Raw genomic sequence first — 21,903 nt, forward strand, 5'->3', positions numbered from 1 at the left:
TCAAAGCCCCCTCACTTTCACTTCTTCGTTGTAGATCACTTTTCCGGAGGGTGTGTGAACCAGCCTCACGTTGACCACGTCGCCCTCGTGGAGGTTGTTCCAGTTTTTGCCGAGGACTCCCTGGATGAAGTCCATATCCGTGTCTGCAGTAAACCCGGTACCATCTTTGTATTCGTACGTCGGCGTGGTCACACCGTATCCACCATAACTCTCATCGGAGTTAGGGCCCCACGCGCCGGCAGGGTATGCACGCATGAGGGTGCCCGCCGTAAGGGTGTAGTTCCCGAAATGCTGATCGACGGTCTTGACGTTGTTCATCCCGAACGACTCAACCCCGGGCCCCGTTGCAAATGGTGCGGGGAACAGGTAAGAGCCGTAATTGACGTTGTTTACGTTCGGCAGAACGACCGTGGAGTTCTTCTCGCCGTTCTTCGCCGTCCAGTCAATGACAATTTTCACGTCGCTGGTGGGTATCGGTTCGCTCACCGAGATGACCCGCATCGTCATCCCGCTCCCGTAGTAGTACCCGGTGTTCACGATCTCGGTCGTCATGGTAATTGTGGGCGTTTTCTTCTGGCTTGAGGCGAGATCGCCTGCAAATCCGCTTACGACCGCAGCAATAATGAGCGTGACGACCAGCATCAGCATCACTCCCACCACGGGAGAGACTGCCTCTTCGCTGTCTTTTCTATGAGATTTCATGCTACCACTCCAATCAGAATTCCATGGTATGAAAATTCTATACCGATGTAATACCAAATGTAACAATGTGCAATATAAAACTTATTAATTTATATTTTTTGTAACTGTGGTGCAATAATATTCTGACAAGAAAATACATTTATCATATCTTCATTTTTCTAGCCGGACGGACTGGTGCATTCCTCTTGTTCTCGGTGTCTTCTCGTCTTTCCCCTGCTTTGTCGCCCAAACTCCCTCTCGCATCCATCATGCCGCTGCTTGGAGGTGCACGGGACGGTGCCGGAAGACGTGCCGGGATCGCAAACCACCAGGTGCGCGGATAGATCGTGCTGGTGACGGATGGTATCGCACCCCTGAACCCGGTGGGTACGAACAATTACTCCGGTCGCCTACGGCCAGAGACATGCCCGTGCATACGCCGATCCATTGCCGTGGCGTAGCCGGGTGTCCCGTTCTGCAGGATCGGAACACGCTATTAACGATACAGATGAAAAGTCATTAATATTAAGTCAAAGATATGAAAAATTATGAAATTTTACGGAAATAATCAAATTTTCTTCATACTTGTTCTGATATTTGCAATTATTGTGGCGACATCACTGGTCGCAGGATGCATTACGATATCAAAAAATGTGGACGCAGAACCTGAAACGGCCGGTATGGAGACTCCGGATGCGCATGAAATCCTGGTGCCTGACCCTGGGGGTGCCGCTGCAACCCAGAGAGAAACAAAGAGTACGGTCGTGGCTGCTGAACCATTCCTTCCCGGGGACGATAAGAAGCTCGGCCTGGCCTTCCCACCCGACCTTGAGATTGGCTCTTCCGACGTGCTCGGCACCCTTTTTGAGGAAAAACGGTCGATTGTTCTAGAGAACTACGCATATGTCGTAGACGTTGCGTCCCCGCCGCTTGTTCTCTGGTTTGATGTGGAACCCCGGTACGACGACACGAGAGAGAGTTTCTTCATCGTAACGGTGAGGGATCGGAACTCGGGCAAGGTTGCCGCTCAAGGCGGATACGGGCAGGTGCATTCGGGAAGCAAGGAGCAGGAGATCACCCTCTACAGAGCGGGGACCTATCATATCAACATCGAAGCGCGGCAAATCCACGTCGATTTTAAAATACTCACTGCAGATGCCCCCCTCCTGGAAGAGACCGTAATGCCCTCCGGGCAGGCAACCCCCAATCCGTATGAGATGTGGGAGTACTTCTAAAGCGGGCGTCTCCCCTCACATTCTTTTTTGGTTATCGTTATGCCGGCGTAGGATCAGCCGCATCCCACACCTGGTTGTTTGCATATGATAATTCATAAAAATAACATTTAGTAACAAAAATGACTACACTTATATGCATCTTTGGTGCAGAACTATGCGTATGGGTGGTAGATACAGCAGACTCGGCGTGACAGATGCGTTCAGGGCTGTCCGCTCCTCAATTCCCTGGCAAAAGATGAGAGGCGCGGGGAAACCTGACGAAACACCTGCCGTGCCACAGGATCAGCCCGGGAATGGATCGGACGTTTGCGCGTTTCCGGAGATGCCGCATGCGGATGGACTGACGTGCATCGACCGCTACTGGCTTAGACCTCCTTACTCGTATGCGGCGATAATCAGGAACGCAGCAAATATCCTTACCTACACGCTTGTCGAACCGCCCCTGACCTCCAGGGAGCTGATTCTCCTTCAGGAGACGCATGAATATCTCAGAGATACAGTCGTTCTTGAAGATCCGCATGAGAACTACCGTGTCAAATTGCAGTTATCGGATGTCGCCCGTATCATCCGCCATTTTGACCCCGGTATCCCGGAGGAGCGTGTCGGGATCCTGCATTATTACCTGGAACGGAATTTCCTGGGGTACGGGAAGATCGACGGGCTTATGCATGACGAGAATATCGAGGATATCAGCTGTAACGGTGACGGGGTTCCGGTCTACGTCTACCACCGTGCACATGCGAGCCTCCCGACGACAATTCGGTTCAGCGGAGATGAATTGAACCTGTTCATCATGAAACTTGCGCAGAAGGCCGACAAGCACATCTCCCTCACGACCCCTCTTGTCGACGCCGCTCTTCCGGACGGATCGCGCACCCAGTTGACCTTCTCCAATGTCGTCTCAACGCGGGGGAGCTCGTTTACCATCCGGAAATTCAAGGCGGATCCGATGACGCCCCTGGATCTCATTGCATACAGGACATATTCCCCGGAAGTGCTTGCTTTCCTCTGGCTTGCTGTCGAGAACAGAAAAAGTATGATCGTCGTCGGCGGCACGGCCAGCGGCAAGACATCGACGATGAACGCTATCTCGTTTTTTATTCCCTTCAATGCGAAGATCGTTTCCCTGGAGGACACACGCGAGATCCAGCTCCCCCATGAGAACTGGCTCCCCACCCAGACCCGCGAGACGACTATCAGCTCAACCCGGGTGGATATCGATCTCTTCTCCCTGCTGCGTTCTGCGCTCCGCCAGCGCCCGGAGTTCATCATCGTCGGCGAAGTCCGCGGAAGGGAGGCGCAGACGCTCTTCCAGGCCATGAACTCCGGCCATACTACCTATTCCACCCTCCACGCCGGCACGATACAGGAGGCGATCAACCGTCTTGCCCACGATCCCATCAGCATCCCGAGAGCGATGTTCGGGGCGCTCGACCTCATCGTGATTCAGTCCCTCCATTACCGGGGGGGAGAGATCTATCGGCAGTGTGATTCCGTCCACGAAATCATTCTGACGCCGGACGGGGAGATCCGGTGGTCGACACTGTACGAAAACGACCCTACAACGCGGGAGTTCCGCCGGGTTGCGGTCCGATCGCAGGTCCTCGATGAAATTGCTGCCATGCATGGGTGGGACGACGAAACGGTCGTTCGGCAGCTTGCTCTGCGCGAGCGGTTCCTCAGAGAAGGCAGGAAGGAAGAATACTCAACTGCAACCGCGCTCCTTGCGGCAATCAGGAATCTGGAGGTCTCGCACGATGTACGGAAGACTGAGGCATAAATTCCTCCATCTTCATGAGACGACAGACCTCCGGCGGACGCTGCGGGCGGCCCACATCCCCGTCGCAGCGGACCGGTACTGCACGTTTATGATCCTGGGAACGGTTCTCTCCCTCCTCGGTTTCATTGCGATCAACACCTACCTCTCCGCAAACAGGTTCGAGGTTACACTCTTCTCGGTCATCCCCGACCTTCCTGCACGAGTGATCCTCTTCATGCTGATGGTGCCGGGCCTCTTATTTGCCCTGTACTTCTATCCTTCAATCGTCGCCGCCGGAAGGAAGACGCGAATCGATTTCGACCTTCCCCACGCAGTCACCTACATGCAGGCGCTTTCAACCACCCTCACGCTGTACGAGGTGCTACGAAAAGTCTGTGAAGAAGCTGCCCTCTTCGGAGAAGTCTCCCGCGAATTCGGCACCATTGTCAGGGATGTCGAGGTCTTCGGCGATGATCTCACCACTGCGATGAGATCCCTTATTGCAATCACTCCCTCCGAAACGTTCGGAGATTTCTTAAACGATCTGATCTCCCTCTCGGACTCAGGGGGCAGCGTCACGGCTTTCCTTGCTGCCCGTTCGGATCAATTCAGGGAGAATGCCCGCCAGGAGATGGCGATGACCTTGAAGACGATCGAGATCATGGCCGAGGTGTATGTGACCGCGTTCGTGGCCGGGCCGATTGCCCTGATTATCATGTTGATCTCCCAAAATCTTGCCGGTACCGGGACACTTCAGTATATCATGCCGCTTATCTACGGTGGACTGCCCGCCGGGGCTATCGTGATGATCCTGCTGCTCTATCTTCTCGTACCGGGCGATCCCCTCTCGATCTCCCGCCAGGAGGTCAAAGAAGTGGAATACGGTTCCGAAGTATCCGCTGCGGTAGACCCGTCGGCCGACACTAAATTCACGAAAAGTATACGTTCGAAGAAGACCTATTTGCGAGTTCTTGGTGTCCTCCGCCACCCGCTACGGCATTATATCGCTGATTATACCTTCTCCGTCGCTGCAGGGGTCCTTACAACGGCAATCCTTGCCTATCTCTTCTTCATCGGCCCTTTCCAGGATTTCTTTGGAGTATATCAGATGGAGGCGACGTTCTGTCTGCTCATTATCGGCTTTATGATCCCGGTGCTCGTCGCCTACGAGGGACGGCGGTGGTACGTTTCCCGGGTCGAGGCACAGATCCCCGGATTTCTCCGGGAGGTTTCCGACATGAAGGATATCGGCATGACGCTCCAGGGCGCGATCCACCGGATTTCCCGGGCGAAGATGGGGGTGCTCACCTCGGAACTCTGTGTTGTATCCTTCGATATCAAGCGCGGGTCCAGCCTCAACACTGCCCTTGTCAGGATGGAGGAGCGTATCGGGCTGGTCTCGGTCAAAAGGGTCATTTCCCTGGTGGTAAGGGCGAGCCAGGTCACCGACAACCTCCGTGAGATCCTGACGATCGCAATCAGCGACTTTGAGCATTACCTGAAGATGAAGAAGGAGCGGTTCAACACGACGTTCACCTACGTGATGATCGTGTATCTCTCCTTTGGCATCTTCCTTTACACGGCATACGAACTGAACGGAGCCTTTCTATCCAGTTTTGTCGCCCTTGGGGGCACAAGCCTGAATGTCTCGGAAAACCTGACCGATATGTTCCGGATCTCGATCATCCTCGGAACAATCTCGGGGATTATGGCGGGGCAGTTCAGCGCGAACAGCATTCTGGCCGGATTCAAGCACGCGATCCTCTTCCTGCTTGCTGCAATCTGGCTCTTTGTATATCATATCGGAGCATAATCATGGCGGGAAATGCGGATGCGGTATCTGAAGTTGTCGGCGAGATGCTGATGATAGCCCTCGTTCTTATTCTGGTTGCCGGTTTTGGTTGTTCGATCGGTTCTCTCATCCCTCACGACCGGGACCCCACGATTACGCTTCTTGTGACGAACACGAGCGATAATTTCACCCTCTGGCACAAGGGTGGCGACTGGGTGAGGGTTTCTGAGATTACGGTGACGGTGAGCAACAGTACGAGAATGGAGAAATTTAATGGTACTACGTTCTGTTGCGTGCCGAACGCTACCACGTTCGACCTCGGGGGTGCGATAACCGTCCCCTACCAGGTGCAGGGCGACGAGGAGTTCCGGGTGTTTACGCCACGAATCGTGCTCATGACCGGGAGGTTTTCATGATGGAGGATTCGGCTGTCTCGCCGGTCGTCGCGGTGATGCTCATCCTCGCCATCGTGGTGACCTTTGTTTCGATCTCTCACACGATTATCGTTCCGTCGATGAAAGCACAGTCGGAGATCGAGCATTTCGGGAAAGTTGAGGAGTCGTTCCTGAGGTTCGGTTCCGATATCGAACTCGCGGCCTCTCTCAAGCGGGATATAAGGCTGAGCGAGCGGATACCGCTTGGCGGGGGAGACTTTCTCTTAAATCCGGTCCGTTCGTCAGGGACGCTCCGGGTCTTGCAGGAGCCGAACTGGATCGTGAACGTCACCGTCAGGAACGCGACCGATTCGGTGACCCGCTCCGCAATGCTCGTCAATGTCTCATACTCCTCATCCGAGAATTTCTGGCAGGATCAGGGCTACCGGTGGCAGTACGGGTACACGAACATTTCAAAGGGGCGCGTTGAAACCCCGCTTGAACTCCCCACAATGACGGATGTCATCGAGCAGGCGGGCTCCTCGGGGTTCGGCACAACCCTGCTCGACCTCGAGTACTCTCCCGCAACCGTCCCGGTGATCGATGCAAACGCGACGGTGACCGGGTTTGACACGAACTGCACTTCGATCGCCATCGGCATCGTGAACGTCACTGCCGGTGAGCGAAATTTTGCCAGCGGAAACGGGTTTTGCACCCTGGCTCTTGATTGTACGCGGTCCGCGATCGATACCGTGGAGAACCCGGAGCAGGTTACCATCCGTGTGAACCGCAACCTCCCTGTGCCCCTGGATGTGCCGCTCTGGGAGAAGTGCAATGCCACGGCCTGGGCACTCGATACGGCCTGCACAAACATTGGCAACTACGCTTTCGCGACGACTCCGGAGTTTGATGAGTTCTCCATCGGAATCAGCCGGAGCGGCACCCCTGTCACCGTCCAGGTCGTGGAAACGGTGATCACGGTCATGGCGTACTGATGCTCCTCCATCTCCGCAAACCGCCGGTCTGCGATGGGATGCTGAAAAGAGCCGGAAACGCAGATCCCCTCTCTCTTTTCGCCCCTGGTCGGCGCACCGTCAATCCTCGGGCTGGTTGCATTGTGGAGGATTGCTGGTTTCAATATGCCCTGCCCGATGATAACGGTGCAAGGAAGGACAAGCCCCCGTATCTGAAGCGCATAGTGCCTTCTGCAGACTGGGCGGCCTACCTGCAGCGCGAGGAGAAGGACGAGTTCGTCCAGATCTCCGTTTTAACAATGCAGTTCGAACTCATTCACCCGTTCTGCGACGGCAACGGACGTATCGGACGGATGCTCGTCCTACTGATCCTGTACGAGAAGGGATTGATAGGCAGCCCGAGGTTCTCCATCAGCGCCTACCTCGAGCGGCACCGCTCCGGTCGTAAGCCGACGCCCGGACGTTCCAGCAGATGCTGTTTCCGGGTAGGCGGGGAGCAAATGGATGCCGGCAACCGACGCTTCCCGCAAGGCGGCGCGATCGAACCGGCACCCTCGCGGCAGATCTCCGGAAGGTTGCCATCAGTACCCGAATCTGGAGAGGTTGTACTTCCAGAGGTTCTGTATCGGCGGATGCCGCTGCAGGTAGACCTGCGGGATCTGCCTCTTTGGGACCTGGTGCCGCAAAAAGCGTTGGCTGCTATCGCCGCGATGGCCTTATCCCGGAGGGCGGCCGGTTCCCGGTCTTCCGTCCGGGGCGATGCTTTCAGAGCAGAGCCTCGAAGGCTTCTTTTACCTTTGCTTCTCGCAAAAGAGATTGCCGCCTTCATCTGATCCGCAGATCCTTGCGGGCCAGGTACCGCCGGGCGAGATCCGGATCGTAGATCCAGCAGACCTTCCCCCGTGCGTCGATGGCGATCTTGTTTGACTCGAGGAGGTATTCGATGATCGTCTTGAACGTCTGATGCATGACCTTTCGCGGCAGGCGCTCCCACAGTGCCCGGCGACGGTATTCGCCGCTGTGCTCCTGGATGAAGTCTTCGACCATTCTGATCGTATCGAGGGTGGGGGAATGGGCGGATCCGGTGCTCACCGACATGCTCTCATTGTTGTTGTATGGAGATATAACAAACGGATCCGATAACAGTGAGCATTCCCTCAAAGAGCATTTGGCTGGAATTCCCTGACGGGTGTGCGAGGCGGACGAGATCCCTGCACCTGAAGGCCGGCCGACTGTCGCCTTGCTTCTCCACCTCTTTCTGGTAGGTTTTTGTCTCACTCTTGGCGACCTCCCGTAACCCTCCCTGCCTCTGTGCGGAGCAGGCACCTGCGTTTGTGTGGGACTCCCCTCCCGGCGGATCTGAAACCTCGGTTTTAGGCCGTGGAGCAGCACCGCCGGCTATACTGAAACAAACCATATATAGTATGACCGTCATTGAACCGGCTGATGATATGGGTGAAGCGGATATGCCGATACTGCATGACGGAACCTCCGAACGACCGGTCACCCCACTCAAGCAATCGATAAAACCGCCTCGCTCTGCGGCGGTCGCCGGCATCCTGTTTGCCGTCCTGTATGGCTCGGCCCTGGTGCTCATGGTTCTCTCGATTCCTCCCTACGCTATCGCCGACTATGAATGGGTGCGAACGCACGCACGGATGGTCGACTTTGCGCTGATCCTGGTTCCGTTCGCCGGGATCGCCTTTCTCTGGTTCATCGGCGTAATCCGGGATCAGCTCGGCGATGCCGAGGATCGGTTCTTCTCCACGGTATTCTTTGGCGGCGGCCTTCTCTTCCTGGCTCTCACGTTTATTGCGGCGGCATTGGTTGGGGGGCTTCTGAGCAGCTATGCCATCATATCGAGCACGCTGATAGAGAGCGGCGTCTTCCTCTACGGCAGGTCGGTTCTCTATCAGGTTCTCAACCTCTACGCGATCCGCATGGCGGGCGTATTCATGATATCCCTGGCGACGATCTGGCTCCGCACCGGGGTGATGCACCGTGCCTGGGCTATCGTAACCTATGTGCTGGCGCTGGTGCTGCTCTTAAGTATCGGCTTTTCGCTGTGGGTGCTCCTGATATTCCCGGCATGGGTGCTGGCAGTCAGCGTTCACCTGCTCGTCCTGAACCTCCGCAACCCGCCCGACGCCGCAAGCGGTGAGGTGCGTTGAACGCTGGTGCCGCATGAGCAGCTCGAGGATACGGCGAGCCCGGATCCGGTACGCCCGGGATCGGATGCGGGTGAACTTCTGGTTTGTTCCCCTGCTGATGTCGTTTGGCGCGATCATCCTCGCCTGGGTCCTGCTCTGGGTAGACGCCCGTATCCCCTACGATATTACGCTGATCAGCCGCCTCGTCCTGATGGGCGGCGTAGCCGAGACACGCACGTTCCTGATCAACATGGGCACGACTATTATCCTCACCGCGGGCGTGGTCTTCACGCTGCTCACCCTGCCGCTCTCCACGATGGCGGCCCAGTATGGCTCCCGATTAGTCCGGCTCTTCATGGGCGATCGTACGACGCAGTTCATCCTCGGCATGTTCGTGAGCACGGTCGTCTACCTCTGGGCGGTGGCCGAGACCCTTCCCCTGGCTGATGAGGGCTGGAGGATACCGCAGCTCACCCTGACTGCGGGGGTGCTCCTGCTGCTCGCATCCTTCGCCTCGCTGATCCTGCTCATCCAGCACCTGAGCACCATGATCCAGGCCCCCACGATCGTGGCGAAGGCGGGAGTGGAGCTGCAGGACGCGATCCGCTCTCTGGCTCCGGAAGGGCGCCGAAGCGCCTCGGGCGGGGGACCGGCCGTGGCGGAGACCGGCAGCCACCCGGTACGGGCGGTGAAGGCAGGCTACATCCAGTACATCGATCACGACCACCTTCTGGCGGTCGCGACCAGGAAGGACGCCGTCATCGAGGTGCGGAGAAAGACCGGCGACTTCGTCGGCCCCGGGGTCGTCATCGCCCACGTCAGGCGATCTGGTCAGGTGGACGTCGGGCTCGCGGGAGAGGTGCGACAGGCCATCCACATCGGAGACCGACGTTCGCCCGCCCAGGACGTCGTCTATGCCGTCACCCTGCTCACGGAGACGGCGTTGCGGGCGGTGTCGGAGAACGATTCTTACACGCCGACGATCTGCCTGGATTATCTCGGCGAAGGCCTGGCGCTGTTCCTCCGGCAGGGCGAACCGGCCTCCCACCACTACGACCGTCACGGTCGGCTTCGCCTCGTACTCGAGCCGGTGACCTTCGATGAGCTCGTCAGCGACTCCTTCGCCATGCTCCGCCATGCAGGGCGGGACAGCGCCCCGGTGCTCCAGCATATGCTCGAGGTGATCGCGACGATCGGCACGGAGATCACCTCTGCCGAGTCCTGCATGCCCCTGCGCCGCCAGGTCGCCCTCATCCGGGAGGAAGCCCGGGCGAGCGGCCTGATCGACGAGGACCGGCGCTCGATCTGCCGGAACGCGGACCTCCTGGAGGCGGCACTGCCATGTGCGGGGTTGATACCAGATTCCGGTGCCACGGCCCGGAACGAGCCGGAGGAGCATTGAAATGAACGTGACTCCGGACTCTATCACGGATCTCGGTGCCCAGGTTGGGCAAGCCCTTATCATTCTTATTGTGACCGGCATCGCCCTCGTCGCCGCCCGGGTCGTTATGCGGCGGGTGCTCTGGCCGGCGCTCAGAAAACCCCGCCTCGCACCGAGCCGGCAGATGCTCTCGCTTGTCGAACAGTTCGTCTACCTGCTCATCATTGTATTCGGCCTGCACCAGGTCGTCCGGGTCGTCGCACCGGGCGTTCTTCTTTTCGACGATATCTTCTTCCTCTTCTACTGGCTCCTTGGGATCTACTTCGCGGTACGCCTGGTCTCCGCCACTGCCGATTGGTACCTGGGCGTGCTCGCCCCCCGGTTCGATGGAACCACCCACGAAAAGGTCGTCTCTCCGATAAAGTACATCCTGTACATCGTCATCTTCGCACTGGCCGCCATCATCCTCATGGACTTCTTCGGCATTACCGGCACAGCCCTCACGACGAGCCTTGCCGCACTCGGCGTGACGACGCTGGTCGTGGGGCTGGCCGCCGAGAATATCATCAACGACATCATCACCGGGCTCGTAATCAGGGTCGATCAGCCCTTCCGGCCGGGCGACCGTATCGAGATACTGGAGCTGAACACCTGGGGCGATGTCCAGGAGGTAGGCTGGCGGTCGACCCGCATCCTCACCCGGGATAAACGTATGGTCACGATCCCGAACTCTCTCATCGGCAAGAACCTCGTCACGAACTACTCGATCCCTGATAAGTTCTTCCGGGTCGAGACCGACGTGGCCGTGGCGTATGGAGCGGATATCGAAGTTGTCCGGCAGCTGATACAGGAGGCCGTGGAGGAGCAGGACTGGGTGGTGAGGGACAGGCCGATCCAGGTGCTGCTGTGGGAGTTCCGGGATACCGGGGTGCTGATCCGGGCCAGATGCTGGATCGAGGATTACGTCGATACCCGAATCGTTGTAGACCAGTTGAACACGGCGATTTACAGGCGGCTCTTCGAGAGAGGCTTCGTATCGGGGCCGGTATCGGATATCGCCCTCCATACGGCAGAAGGTGAAGAGCATAGAGAGGGTGCGTGATTGCCCCTTCCTCCGGGTACGATCGCATGGGTCCGGGAAGGCGCCGGCACGGTTAATCGTCTACGTCCGGAGACCAGCAGCCGGAAGACGGACGCAAGGTTCCTTCTTCCCGTATCCGGACGTGCGGGACGTTCCGGGTCGGATCGAAAAGAGAAGGGGTCAATGGAGTTTACCGCTCCCCGCCTCCTCGAGCTGCCGAAGCACCGCGTCCAGGTTGAACGCGGCCGGCTTCTGGCGCGGCGGGTACTTCGTGAACGCCTCGATCTCGGCTGCGACGAGCGCCTGCATGCCGTAGATAAGGTATGCATGGGAGATCAGCCAGTCGTAGTAGGTGTTCGAGTTCTCGTCGGCCCGCTCGAACGGGTCCTGCCGCAGGTTGAAGATCTTCGGGATCCGGAGCGGCACGAACGGCTCCATCCAGGTTGCGAGCTGTTTCGCCCGCTGTTCCATCAGCACAGCCTTCCAGTCCTTGTGCCGGATGCCGAGGATATCGCCGTCGTCGCTGATGTAGAAGAAGGTCTGCCGCGGGCTCTCCGCGACGTCTCCCGTCAGGTACGGGAGCAGGTTGTAGCCGTCGATATGCACCCGGAAGGTCTTCGACCCGGCACGGTGCCCCTCGAGGAGTTTCTCCTTGATCGCCGGCTCGCCGGCGGCGGCAAGGAGCGTCGGCAGCCAATCCTGGTGGGCGACTATGCCGTTCAGTACGGTTGCGGGTTTTATCTTTTCCGGCCAGCGCACGAACGCCGGGACGCGCCATCCGCCTTCCCAGTTCGTGTTCTTCTCGGACCTGAACGGGGTGATCGCGGCGTCCGGCCAGCTGTTGAAGTGCGGCCCGTTGTCGGTCGAGTACATCACGATCGTGTTCTCCGCGATACCGAGTTCGTCCAGCTTGTCGAGCATCCGCCCGATATTCTCGTCGTGGGCCACCATCACGTCGTTGTAGAACCCCTGGCCGCTCTTGCCCTTGTGCTTCTCTGCGGGGTGGGTTCGGAAATGCATGGCCGTGGTATTGTACCAGACGAAGAACGGTTTCCCGTTTCTGTGCGCTTTCTCTACGAACGCGAGAGCCCGGTCGGTCACCTCCTCGTCGATCGTCTCCATGCGCTCTTTCGTGAGGGGCCCCGTGTCCTCGATCGTCTGCCCGCCCCGGCCGTCCGCCACGGCGTGAAGGACGCCTCTTGGCCCGAATCGCTCCCGGAAGGCCGGGTCTTTTGGGTAGTCCGGGTCCTCGGGCTCCTCCTCGGCGTTCAGGTGGTAGAGGTTGCCGAAGAACTCGTCGAACCCGTGCATTGTCGGCAGGAACTCGTCCTTGTCGCCGAGGTGGTTCTTCCCGAACTGGCCCGTGACGTACCCCTGCGGTTTTAAGAGTTCCGCGATGGTCGGGTCTTCCGCCTGGAGGCCGACATCCGCGCCGGGCATCCCGACCTTGGTCAGCCCCGTCCGGATCGGGTTCTGGCCGGTGATGAAGGCGGCCCGCCCTGCCGTGCAGCTCTGCTGGCCGTAGTAGTCGGTGAAGGCGACGCCCTCGTTGGCGATGCGATCGATATGGGGTGTTCGGTAGCCCATCTGGCCCCGGTTGTTGTAACTGATGTTCCACCAGCCGATATCATCCCCCCAGAGAATGAGGATATTTGGATGCTTTTGTGCCATATTGTTCCTCCTTGAGTATTTGGCTGCTTATTATTGCCCGAGTATTTATATTTTTAGAGAAATACCTCTGATTCCGGACAGCCGTGGCGTCGTTGTTCTGATAGAACACGTTCTTCACCCGGGCGGTATTGGCGTCCCCGTTAACCGGCCCTGCCACTCACTACAGCGCCCCTTATGCATCCGCCCTTGATTTGGTCAGGGTGGGTCAATACTATCGGAGAATGTGGATCCGTTCCTTCGATTTGAACCGCTCAGGAAGCACAGTACGGATCTCCTTGTTCACGAACCAAGAACCATTTTGTTCACGTACCGTGGATATGCTGCTTGCAATCGGAAAGTGCACACGGCCGGTGGTGATGCTGCCCGTAAAATCGCTTCAGTTGAGCATCCCTGCCGGAACAAAAACCGGCATCCCTATCATCCCGCTCCCCGATCTCTTCCGTGAAGAGCATGGATCTCGCTGAATACCGGAGGATCAATACCATCATCGAGCGCGACAGCGCCGACGCGACCTACAAGTACGCCCATTCTCCGGGGCGTCATCGAGATCTGCCAGCAGTCCTCGCACCTCCGGGAGGACGACGGCGATGCGGTCTGGTTCCCCCTCGGGCTGACCTCATGTTGTCGATCCCTTACAGCCCCGGATTCGTGGGTTCCGTCTTTCGCAAGATCACCTCTCGAGAGATACCCGGATCATGCCGCGAGGATAGCAGAGACGCCATCACTGCCGTCCGATCGTGGGGAGGGGGGTGGACGATCGAAGATTTTATCGAGGATTGCCCGGCGAGGGAATGACCGCCTAGAGCAGATCACTCAAATCTTTGACCGTCATATCGGCCTGCTTTAAAATGTGCGACAGCGTTGAACGCTTGACCGGCTTATGCATAGGGACTGTCAGTTTCAGTAGTTTGTCCGGCAGATGCTTGTGCAGGCGGATATGGCTGCCACGCGTGCGGACGACGACCCACCCGTCCCGTTGAAGAGCGGTAACGATTTTGTCATAATCAAGAACAGGTACCTTGCTCATACGGCAATCTCAATCTGCTCGGCTGTTTCGCTAAAAGTGAGATCATCCTCGACAGTTTCAAGATACAGGTCAATCGCTTCCCTGATATTTTCCAATGCTTCTTCCTTTGTGTCGCCCTCGCTGATACAGCCGGGAAGGCTTGGTACATAGATCGTATAGCCCCCTTCCTCACTGGGCTCAAGCACTACACGCAGTCTCATACCCTACAGTGTCAATCCGGGGAATTTATACTTAATTGGCACATGGATACATTGGGTGAGATTGCTGACCCGGCACTGTCGCCCGTGAAACCTTTGGCAAAGGAGGGTCAGATTCTTGGAAGAGCTCGGGCATCGGGGACTGCATCGTCAACGCCGGTGTTTCGGAGGGTATAAGTGTCTGGATGCGATATCCAACAGTACCTATGCATCCTCTCACCCGGATTCGGCAGAACCTTCGCACCATCCGGGAGCGATATGGCGTGGCCGAGGAGTATGTCGTCCACGGCACGGCCTCGCTCCGGATCCACCGCTATCTCGAGAACCGCCGGTACGATCTCATAGGTATCGATATCGCCCACCCCAAACCCGGCGATGATGATTAATTGCATCTGGGACGCTCCATGCAGGAGAGCGGCAGTCTCCGGCATAATATTTTGCTCTCCGGGTCTCGCTGATGCCTGCAGGTCCCGGAGTTGATCGGGAAGGCATGTATCTGATTGCAGAAACCCTGCCGAACGAAAACCGGCATCCATATCATCCCATTTCTCAATCTCTTCCTGAAGAGCATGGATCTCGCTGAATACCGGAGGATCAACACCATCATCGAGCGCGACAGCGCCGACGCGACCTACAAGTACGCCCTCCTCCGGGGCGTCATCGAGATCTGCCAGCAGTCCTCGCACCTCCGGGAGGATGACGGCGATACGGTCTGGTTTCCCCTCGGGCTGCTCGTCGAGAAGTGGCTGCTCTACTACTACCCGATCTTCGCGGCAGCGAGGTTCATCCCGCAGAAGAACGGGGAGACGCCGGATCAGGATGCGGGGAAGGTTGTTTCATTCCGGAAGCACTTCATGCCGATCATTGTCTATTACAAAGAACGGGGTGGCATGTCGGTCTTCTACAATGACTATATTCGCAGTTCTATCCCGGCCGAGATCCAGCCGGCGTTCATAAGTCTGGTGAAGGAGATCCGAAAGACCATCACCCAGATGCCGATGAATCACCTCGGGTATTCGCAGTCGAAAAGGCCTTACTCAGTCTTCGACTATACCAGGCCGCTGCCTCGGCTCCCGAACGATAGTCCGGTCGACCGACCATACCTGATCGAGCACGCCGGCCGGTTCTCCCTCTCACGGGATCTCTGCACGATCTTCGAGTACTTCGGGAGTTTCATCTCGGGGGAAGAGTGCCTGCTGAAGAAGTGGGCTGCATTTACCGCAGCGGCGGATAAGACACGCACCGTCACTGAGGAGTGCATGCTCTCCCTGCTCACGGCGATGCCGACGACCGAACGGGCGGTTGCGGATGCTCGCAGCATTTACCGGTCAGTCTTTGAGGAGGAGGGGTCGCTGACCTGTGTCTGGTCGGGGAAGGCCATTTCCTCACCGGACGCGATGCATATCGACCACGTCCTCCCCTTTTCGGTCTGGAAGAACAACGATCTGTGGAACCTCCTCCCCACCCTCGCGTCGGTTAACGCCAAAAAGCGTGATCGCATTCCCGACCGTTCACGCTTGGAATCCCGCCGGGAGTGCATCATCGAATACTGGGATCTGCTCCATGATCGTTCTCCTCACCAGTTTGAGAAAGAGATCTCGGTTTCGCTCTTGGGTCCATATGCTTCATGGACTGACTGGCAGGATCAGGCGTTTGAACGGATGATGCATAAGTGCGCCTACCTGATCGATATCAGAGGTTACGAAGCATGGTACAAAACACGGGCATGCTGACCTGTCCGTTCTGCAATCCCCGCCCCGAGGAGATCGTGCTCGCGAGCGATCTCTGCTACGCCCGCTACGACAAGTACCCGGTGAACCCCGGCCACCTCCTCGTCATCCCCTTCCGGCACGTCGCCGGCTTCTTCGACGCGACGGACGAGGAGCAGGCCGCCCTCTTCGCGCTCGTCCGCGAGGCGAAACATCTCCTTGATGAACGCTTCCGTCCCGACGGCTACAACATCGGCGTGAACGTCGGCGAGGCTGCCGGGCAGACGGTGATGCACCTGCACGTGCACGTCATCCCGCGGTATACCGGGGATATGGAGGAGCTGCGGGGCGGGGTGCGAGGGGTTATTCCGGAAAGGCGGGTGTATTGAGGAGATTCGGTCACGCCGGTTTACGAGAACCAATGACGGCTCGCTCCGATTATACGTGATGAAGCCGCTCCCGTCGAGCCCCCTCCGAATCAGATCTCGGATGCCCTCGTTCACTTTCAACCCGCGCCCGCCGCGCTTTTATATGCCCCCGTTTCCTGAACGCTTACCTATGAGGCAGAAAGAAACCCTGCGCTACGACCAGACGCTCTTCCGCGACCGCGAGGTCTTCGAGTTCACGTTTGTCCCCGACCAGCTCAACCACCGCGACGCCCAGATCCGCGAACTCGCCCTTCTCGCCCGGCCGGCCGTCCGGGGCGGCAGCCCGAGGAGCGCTATCCTCCGCGGTCCGCCCGGCACCGGCAAGACCACCACTGTCCACCGGCTCTTCGCCGAGATCGAGGAGGCGACGCAGAGGATCGTCCCGGTCTATGTCAACTGCCAGCAGCACCGGACGCCGTTCGCCGTCTTTGCGTGCATCTACGAAAAACTCGTCGGCTACGCTCCCCCGTCGGCCGGCCGGCACCTCGACGACGTCGTCGGCAGCATCACGAAACGGCTCGGCGACCGAAACGCCGCGCTCCTCGTCTGCCTGGACGACGCCAACTACCTGCACGAGGCCAGGCACTTAAACGACCTCCTCTACCGGCTCCTCCGGCTCTACGAATCGTGGGACGTCCGGAAGGCCGGCGTCTTCGCGGTCTTAAGTGACCTCTCCCTGAACCTCGCCGCCGAGGTCGACGCACAGGTCCGGTCGGTCTTCCACCCGACGGAGGTCTTCTTCCAGCCGTACGCAAAGCCGGAGATCCGGGAGATCCTGGAGGGCCGGATCCGGCAGGGGCTCTACCCGAACGTGGTGTCGCAGGCGAACACTGCCCTCATCGCGGAGATCGCCGCACAGGAGCAGGACGTCCGGGTCGGGATCGACCTCGTCCGGACGGCGGCCGAGCGTGCGGAGAGCGACGGGCGCCGGACGGTCACCAGACAGGACGTGATGGCCGCCTCCCGGTCGGTCATCACGCCGACCCTGCAGAAGCGGGCCGCTGACCTGAAGGAGGGCGAGCGTGCCCTGCTCTCCCGCATCGCAGAGATGGCACGGGATACCGGCGCGGACATGACCTCGGGTGCGGTCTACGAGGCGGTGCAGGGGTACGCCGTAAGCAGCGAGACGACCTACCGGACACGGTTAAAGCGGCTCGAGGAGGCGGGGCTCATCGACCTGCCGCTCCGCACCGACCGCGGGCGAACCCGGGAGGTTCTGCTCCGCTTTACCCCCGAGCAGGTGCTCGCCGTCTGTGAACCGCGGGGGAAAACCGGCGCGGCATAGTGCCTCTCTCCGGCGGGGAATAGCCGTTCCGCCCCTTCTCCGGCCATTTCACCCTTTTCCGGTTAAGTAACGGTTAAGTAACCCCTATTTTCACCCGCACCATTCTCCCCACACCTTTTTAAGCCGTGTACCCGCACGCTCAACCAAGCGGTGCATGCAGAATGGCTCTTCCCCTCCGGGATTGCCGGTGCACCGCGAAATGCAGCAGCGAGGCTACGCATGAAACAGAAATCACGACCCATACCCCGGGACGAGACTGCAGCCCCCGGAGAGCGGCGGGGCTCCTCTGTCCCGGCCGGATCGACGAGAGAACGCAAAAGAATCTGCGACGGCAGCCAGGCACAACCAATTGTTTCCAGCACTCGGATGCACCGGACCGCCAATGGTACTCGGCACTCCAACGATATAAGCGTGTCCGCCCCGGGAGATGCACCGCGGAAGGTGCCGCTCTACCTGATCGCCGGGGTCGTCGCGGCCGAGGTCGCCCGGCACAAGCGGGCACTCCGGGAGATCCACGTCGTCGGCGCCGCCGGCCACTACTACGCGGTCACCACCGTCGTTGCCGGAGGGGATACCGATGCCTGAGCCGGGAACGCTCGCCTACGGCAGCGGCGGCACCCTCCACGTCGCGGTCGATGCCGAACACTACCGGATCGAACCGGAGGACGCGAAACACCTGCTCTTCTCCGGGCGGGTGGTGCCGATCCAGCAGGACTGCGTCGTCCGCGACGGCGGGATGCCGATGGGCCAAACGACGATCGAAGGCCATGCCGCGGTGAACTGCACCGGCAAGGCCGTGGTGCTCCACACCCGCGCCGGCTCGTTCATCATCCCGCTCGTCAGCTTCCAGCGGGTCGCCCGGGGGGAGGCGGCGAGCGCCCCCCTCTTCCCCCTCATCCCGGGGGTGACGGGGTGAGCGATCCGATCCGCCGTGCGGCGGAGGTGATCGCCCCGGACGGTGTGGTGGAGGTGCGGGCACTCGCCGAGAGCGCCGTTCACTCCGGCTACTTCGACGACCGCGCCGAACTCGCCGCCCGGGCGGAGGTGCTCGACGCCGATCCGGCGGTTGGCGGGATCTACGTCACCCTCAATCCCGTGAACGGGGCGCTCCTCGCCCGGCGGGCGAACCGGATCAAGCTGCGGCTCTCGAGGAAGGACGCGACGACGGCCGACGCCGATATCGTGAGACGCCGGTGGCTGCCGGTCGATATCGACCCGGTGCGGCCGAGCGGGGTCTCATCGACGGACGCAGAGCACGACCTCGCGCTCGCCACCGCCGAGCAGATCGCCGCCTGGCTCAGCGAGCAGGGGTTCCCCGACCCAATAAAGGCCGACTCGGGGAACGGCGCCCACCTGCTCTACCGGATCGACCTTGCGAACGACGAGGCGGCGACCGGGCTCGTGAAGGGCTGCCTCGCGACCCTCGACGCCCTCTTCTCGAACGAAGTGGTCACCGTCGATACCGCGAACTACAACGCCGCCCGGATCTGGAAGCTCTACGGCACCGCATCACGGAAGGGCGATTCCACGCCAGAGCGGCCGCACCGGCGGGCGAGGCTGCTCGCGGTTCCCGACGGGATCGCAGTGGTTCCGGCGGAACGGCTACGGCACCTCGCCGGCCTGCTCCCGGTGGATGAACCGCCGGCACCGAAGAGGGGCACCGGCATCGACCTCGCCGCCTGGCTCGCAGGCCACAGGATCGCCGTCCGGTCCGCAAAACCCTACCGGGGCGGGACGCTCTACACCCTCGAGGACTGCCCGTTCTCGGCGGCGCACAGGGACGGGGCGTTTGCCATCCAGTTTGCGAGCGGTGCCATCTTCGCCGGCTGCCACCACACGAGCTGCGGCGGCGGGACGCAGCGCTGGCCGGAGCTCCGGGCACGCTACGAGCAGCGGGAGCAGAAACGGGAGAAGAGGGAGCAGGAACAGGGGAAGAAGAACAACTCCCCCCATCCCCCACCAGAGAATGAGCACCACCACCGGGCAATGGAGATCCTGAAAGAGGGCGATCCGCTTGCGTTCCTGCTCGCGACCTTCAACAAGAGCCACGTCGGCGACCGGATCGTGGCGGAGTGCCTGGCGATGTCGGTCGCCTCGCAGTCGGTGGCGAACACGAATGGCCTGCACGTCGCGATCTCGGGGAACTCCGGCAAGGGCAAGAGCCACGCCTGTTCGACGATGCTCGCCCTCATCCCCGAGGCCTACAAAATGACCGGCACCGTCTCGAACAAAGCGCTCTACTACGCAGACGACCTCCGGCCCGGGACGGTGATCCTCTTCGACGACACCACGCTCTCCGACGACCTGCAGGAGGTCCTGAAGTCCGCGACCTCCTCGTTCCACGAGCCGATCGAGCACCGGACGGTCACGGCCGACCGGCAGCTCCGGGTCTGCAGCATCCCCGAGCGGTGCGTCTGGTGGCTCGCCAAGGTCGAGAACCCGGGCGACGACCAGGTGATGAACCGGATGCTCACGGTCTGGATCGACGACTCGGCCGAGCAGGACCGGGCGGTGCTCGAGCACCTCAAGCGGATTGAGGCGGGCGAACATACCAATGGAGATGATCCGGACGTCCTGACCGCCCGGGCGCTCTGGTCGATCGTGAAGCAGCAGCGGATCTCCGTCCGGATCCCCTTCGCCCGGCGGATCCAGTTCTCGAACCCGGCGAACCGCCGCAATCCCGCGATGCTCTTCGACCTGATCAAGTGCCACGCGGCGCTGCGGTTCCTGCAGCGTTCCCCGAAGGAGATCGGCAGCGTCCTCCATATCGAGGCAACCCGCCAGGACTTCGACGCGGCCGCCCGGCTCTACGGCGCGATCAACCGGGAGGGCGGCGGGCAGGAGTCGAAGATGACCCGGAACGAAGCGGCGGCACTCCAGACGATCGCCCGGATGGGGTGGGAGACGTTCACGGTCCGGATGCTGCAGCAGGTCACCGGGCTGTCGTACCACCAGGTCAGGCGGATCTTGCAGGGCTACTCGGCGCGGGGGATGACCTACTGCGGCCTCCTCGAGAAGTGCCCGGCCATCAGCGTGGTGGATGCGACGGTGATCGACGAGAGTTCGGGGACGACCGTCCGCCGGCACGAGCTCCACTTCCAGTTCGATATCGAGCGCTACCGGGAGTGGATGGCGGAGCTCGCGGTCTGGCTGGAGGATGAGGATGCAGACCCCGGGGAGGAGGGCTCCCCGCCGCCTCCGGATGGGTGTTGCAACGATGGTTGCAAACAGGAGTGCAAGGGGGTGTGCAAAGGGGAGTGCAAAGAGCTCGAGGGTGCAGATTCTCGGCATTATGGCGATAATTTCGAGAACGGGGGGATATTGGGAGAGATTTATCGCGACGATGAGAGGTCGTTTGCAACACTTTCCGGATCACGCAGTTCCCCCTGGTTGACTCCACCGGAAGAGCACCCTGATCGCCTGCACGACCGGAGTGAACCGTGTGCTTTCGGATCTGTTGCAAACGGAAAACTCGAAAATCGTGATTCGTCGGCGAATCAAGAATCCCTTGGCGCAGTGGAGAGTTCACAGACGAAAAGTGTTTGCACACCCCTTTGCAACACCACGTACAACCGTGGTGCAACACCCGTCCGACCGCTGCCCGGCCTGCTCGACCACTGCACGTTCAAGCGGGTGTCCGTCGACCTCGGGCGGTGCACGATCTGCGACACCGCAAAAGCGGCCTACCACTCACGCGAGGCACGGGCGAGTATCTGCCAGAGATGTTATACCCGGCTGGTGCGGGAGGGGAACGCGAGGGAGGGGGTGCGGTGATCCCCGTCGATCCCCTGCAGGCCGGCGGTGGTGCTCGGGATGGTTGGAGCGGTGCTGGTGGCGTCGCGGTCGCCGGGCATCCGGCGGGCAGGGTTTGCGGCTTGGGTCGTGGGGAATCTGCTCTGGTTACTGCATGGGATCCTGACCGCCGACCCGTATCTGAGTATTCTCTTCGGGTTTTACGGGGTTACGGCGTTCTGGGGATTGAAGAACTGCGTTGCATTGGGAACGCCTTGTGACCGGGCTCAACCAGCGTCGCCCGGTGCAAACGGTTAACACCGATGCGTCTCAAATTGAATTTAAACACCGGTAGCGGCAAAAATTGCCGGATCCGCAGAACACAACGTCATAGTATTTCCACACCCGGGAACGTACTCAGAAGGAT

Annotated in this window: 22 protein-coding genes; 17 read left to right on the top strand and 5 right to left on the bottom strand. The window is 59.8% G+C overall.

Annotated features, from left to right (window positions below; genetic code table 11):
* Entirely contained in the window at positions 1–702 is a 702-nt protein-coding gene (locus tag ABH15_RS09105) for a type IV pilin (protein WP_128694026.1), read from the bottom strand.
* 527 nt (positions 703–1,229) lie between these two features.
* On the opposite strand from ABH15_RS09105, the gene ABH15_RS09110 reads away from it, so the two are divergent.
* From ABH15_RS09110 to ABH15_RS13995, 6 genes are all read left to right on the top strand, one after another.
* Positions 1,230–1,916 (top strand): hypothetical protein, encoded by a 687-nt coding sequence (locus ABH15_RS09110; RefSeq protein ID WP_128694027.1) that lies wholly within the window; start codon positions 1,230–1,232, stop codon positions 1,914–1,916.
* A gap of 322 nt (positions 1,917–2,238) precedes the next feature.
* Positions 2,239–3,696 (top strand): type II/IV secretion system ATPase subunit, encoded by a 1,458-nt coding sequence (locus tag ABH15_RS09115; RefSeq protein ID WP_164913694.1) that lies wholly within the window; start codon positions 2,239–2,241, stop codon positions 3,694–3,696.
* Positions 3,674–5,488, top strand: coding sequence for a type II secretion system F family protein (locus ABH15_RS09120; RefSeq protein ID WP_128694029.1), 1,815 nt, complete (start codon positions 3,674–3,676; stop codon positions 5,486–5,488). The genes ABH15_RS09115 and ABH15_RS09120 overlap by 23 nt, the downstream gene beginning before the upstream one ends.
* 2 nt (positions 5,489–5,490) lie before the next feature.
* Positions 5,491–5,883, top strand: a complete 393-nt coding sequence (locus ABH15_RS09125; protein WP_128694030.1) for a type IV pilin — start codon at positions 5,491–5,493, stop codon at positions 5,881–5,883.
* Positions 5,880–6,836, top strand: a complete 957-nt coding sequence (locus tag ABH15_RS09130) for a hypothetical protein (protein ID WP_128694031.1) — start codon at positions 5,880–5,882, stop codon at positions 6,834–6,836. Before ABH15_RS09125 ends, ABH15_RS09130 begins: the two co-directional genes overlap by 4 nt.
* A gap of 38 nt (positions 6,837–6,874) precedes the next feature.
* The gene (locus ABH15_RS13995) at positions 6,875–7,648 is read left to right on the top strand and encodes a Fic family protein (RefSeq protein WP_241648061.1); all 774 of its coding nucleotides are present in this window, start codon (positions 6,875–6,877) and stop codon (positions 7,646–7,648) included.
* Here the strand turns inward: ABH15_RS13995 and ABH15_RS09140 are convergent.
* Entirely contained in the window at positions 7,641–7,913 is a 273-nt protein-coding gene (locus ABH15_RS09140) for a hypothetical protein (RefSeq protein ID WP_128694032.1), read from the bottom strand. The two genes, ABH15_RS13995 and ABH15_RS09140, sit on opposite strands and share 8 nt — an antisense overlap.
* A 326-nt stretch (positions 7,914–8,239) precedes the next feature.
* Here ABH15_RS09140 and ABH15_RS09145 point away from each other — a divergent pair, with 326 nt between their 5' ends.
* The 3 genes from ABH15_RS09145 to ABH15_RS09155 are packed head-to-tail and all read left to right on the top strand — an operon-like array spanning position 8,240 to position 11,448.
* Entirely contained in the window at positions 8,240–8,986 is a 747-nt protein-coding gene (locus tag ABH15_RS09145; protein WP_206633431.1) for a hypothetical protein, read from the top strand.
* A gap of 13 nt (positions 8,987–8,999) precedes the next feature.
* Complete coding sequence (locus ABH15_RS09150; RefSeq protein ID WP_128694033.1) at positions 9,000–10,367, top strand: DUF2254 domain-containing protein; 1,368 nt, start codon at positions 9,000–9,002, stop codon at positions 10,365–10,367.
* A 1-nt stretch (position 10,368) separates the two neighbouring features.
* Positions 10,369–11,448: a mechanosensitive ion channel family protein gene (locus tag ABH15_RS09155; protein WP_128694034.1), complete on the top strand. Its 1,080-nt coding sequence runs from the start codon at positions 10,369–10,371 to the stop codon at positions 11,446–11,448.
* 159 nt (positions 11,449–11,607) lie between these two features.
* Here the strand turns inward: ABH15_RS09155 and ABH15_RS09160 are convergent, their stop codons facing one another.
* The 3 genes from ABH15_RS09160 to ABH15_RS09170 form a co-directional block, all read right to left on the bottom strand.
* The gene (locus ABH15_RS09160) at positions 11,608–13,098 is read right to left on the bottom strand and encodes an arylsulfatase (protein WP_128694035.1); all 1,491 of its coding nucleotides are present in this window, start codon (positions 13,096–13,098) and stop codon (positions 11,608–11,610) included.
* Positions 13,099–13,897: 799 nt separating this feature from the next.
* Positions 13,898–14,125 carry a type II toxin-antitoxin system HicA family toxin gene (locus ABH15_RS09165; protein WP_128694036.1) on the bottom strand — a complete coding sequence of 76 codons (228 nt, stop codon included), beginning with the start codon at positions 14,123–14,125 and terminating at the stop codon, positions 13,898–13,900.
* Positions 14,122–14,325, bottom strand: a complete 204-nt coding sequence (locus tag ABH15_RS09170; protein WP_128694037.1) for a type II toxin-antitoxin system HicB family antitoxin — start codon at positions 14,323–14,325, stop codon at positions 14,122–14,124. Before ABH15_RS09170 ends, ABH15_RS09165 begins: the two co-directional genes overlap by 4 nt.
* A gap of 203 nt (positions 14,326–14,528) precedes the next feature.
* Between ABH15_RS09170 and ABH15_RS09175 the strand changes: the two genes are divergently transcribed.
* The 8 genes from ABH15_RS09175 to ABH15_RS09205 all read left to right on the top strand — a co-directional run bounded on the left by ABH15_RS09175 (position 14,529) and on the right by ABH15_RS09205 (position 21,794).
* Positions 14,529–14,708: a hypothetical protein gene (locus ABH15_RS09175; RefSeq protein WP_128694038.1), complete on the top strand. Its 180-nt coding sequence runs from the start codon at positions 14,529–14,531 to the stop codon at positions 14,706–14,708.
* 183 nt (positions 14,709–14,891) lie between these two features.
* The gene (locus tag ABH15_RS09180; RefSeq protein ID WP_128694039.1) at positions 14,892–16,055 is read left to right on the top strand and encodes an HNH endonuclease domain-containing protein; all 1,164 of its coding nucleotides are present in this window, start codon (positions 14,892–14,894) and stop codon (positions 16,053–16,055) included.
* The gene (locus ABH15_RS09185) at positions 16,031–16,420 is read left to right on the top strand and encodes an HIT family protein (RefSeq protein WP_128694040.1); all 390 of its coding nucleotides are present in this window, start codon (positions 16,031–16,033) and stop codon (positions 16,418–16,420) included. The genes ABH15_RS09180 and ABH15_RS09185 overlap by 25 nt, the downstream gene beginning before the upstream one ends.
* Positions 16,421–16,589: 169 nt before the next feature.
* Positions 16,590–17,744: an ORC1-type DNA replication protein gene (locus ABH15_RS09190; protein ID WP_164913695.1), complete on the top strand. Its 1,155-nt coding sequence runs from the start codon at positions 16,590–16,592 to the stop codon at positions 17,742–17,744.
* Between the two features lie 411 nt (positions 17,745–18,155).
* On the top strand, positions 18,156–18,329 hold the full coding sequence (locus ABH15_RS13660; protein ID WP_206633432.1) for a hypothetical protein: 174 nt from the start codon (positions 18,156–18,158) through the stop codon (positions 18,327–18,329).
* Positions 18,322–18,660, top strand: coding sequence for a hypothetical protein (locus tag ABH15_RS09195; RefSeq protein ID WP_128694042.1), 339 nt, complete (start codon positions 18,322–18,324; stop codon positions 18,658–18,660). The genes ABH15_RS13660 and ABH15_RS09195 overlap by 8 nt, the downstream gene beginning before the upstream one ends.
* Positions 18,657–21,518 carry a hypothetical protein gene (locus ABH15_RS09200; protein ID WP_128694043.1) on the top strand — a complete coding sequence of 954 codons (2,862 nt, stop codon included), beginning with the start codon at positions 18,657–18,659 and terminating at the stop codon, positions 21,516–21,518. Before ABH15_RS09195 ends, ABH15_RS09200 begins: the two co-directional genes overlap by 4 nt.
* Before the next feature lie 39 nt (positions 21,519–21,557).
* The gene (locus ABH15_RS09205) at positions 21,558–21,794 is read left to right on the top strand and encodes a hypothetical protein (RefSeq protein WP_128694044.1); all 237 of its coding nucleotides are present in this window, start codon (positions 21,558–21,560) and stop codon (positions 21,792–21,794) included.
* Positions 21,795–21,903 lie beyond the last annotated feature (109 nt).

The organism is Methanoculleus taiwanensis (genome assembly GCF_004102725.1).
Taxonomy (GTDB): Archaea; Halobacteriota; Methanomicrobia; order Methanomicrobiales; family Methanoculleaceae; genus Methanoculleus_A; species Methanoculleus_A taiwanensis.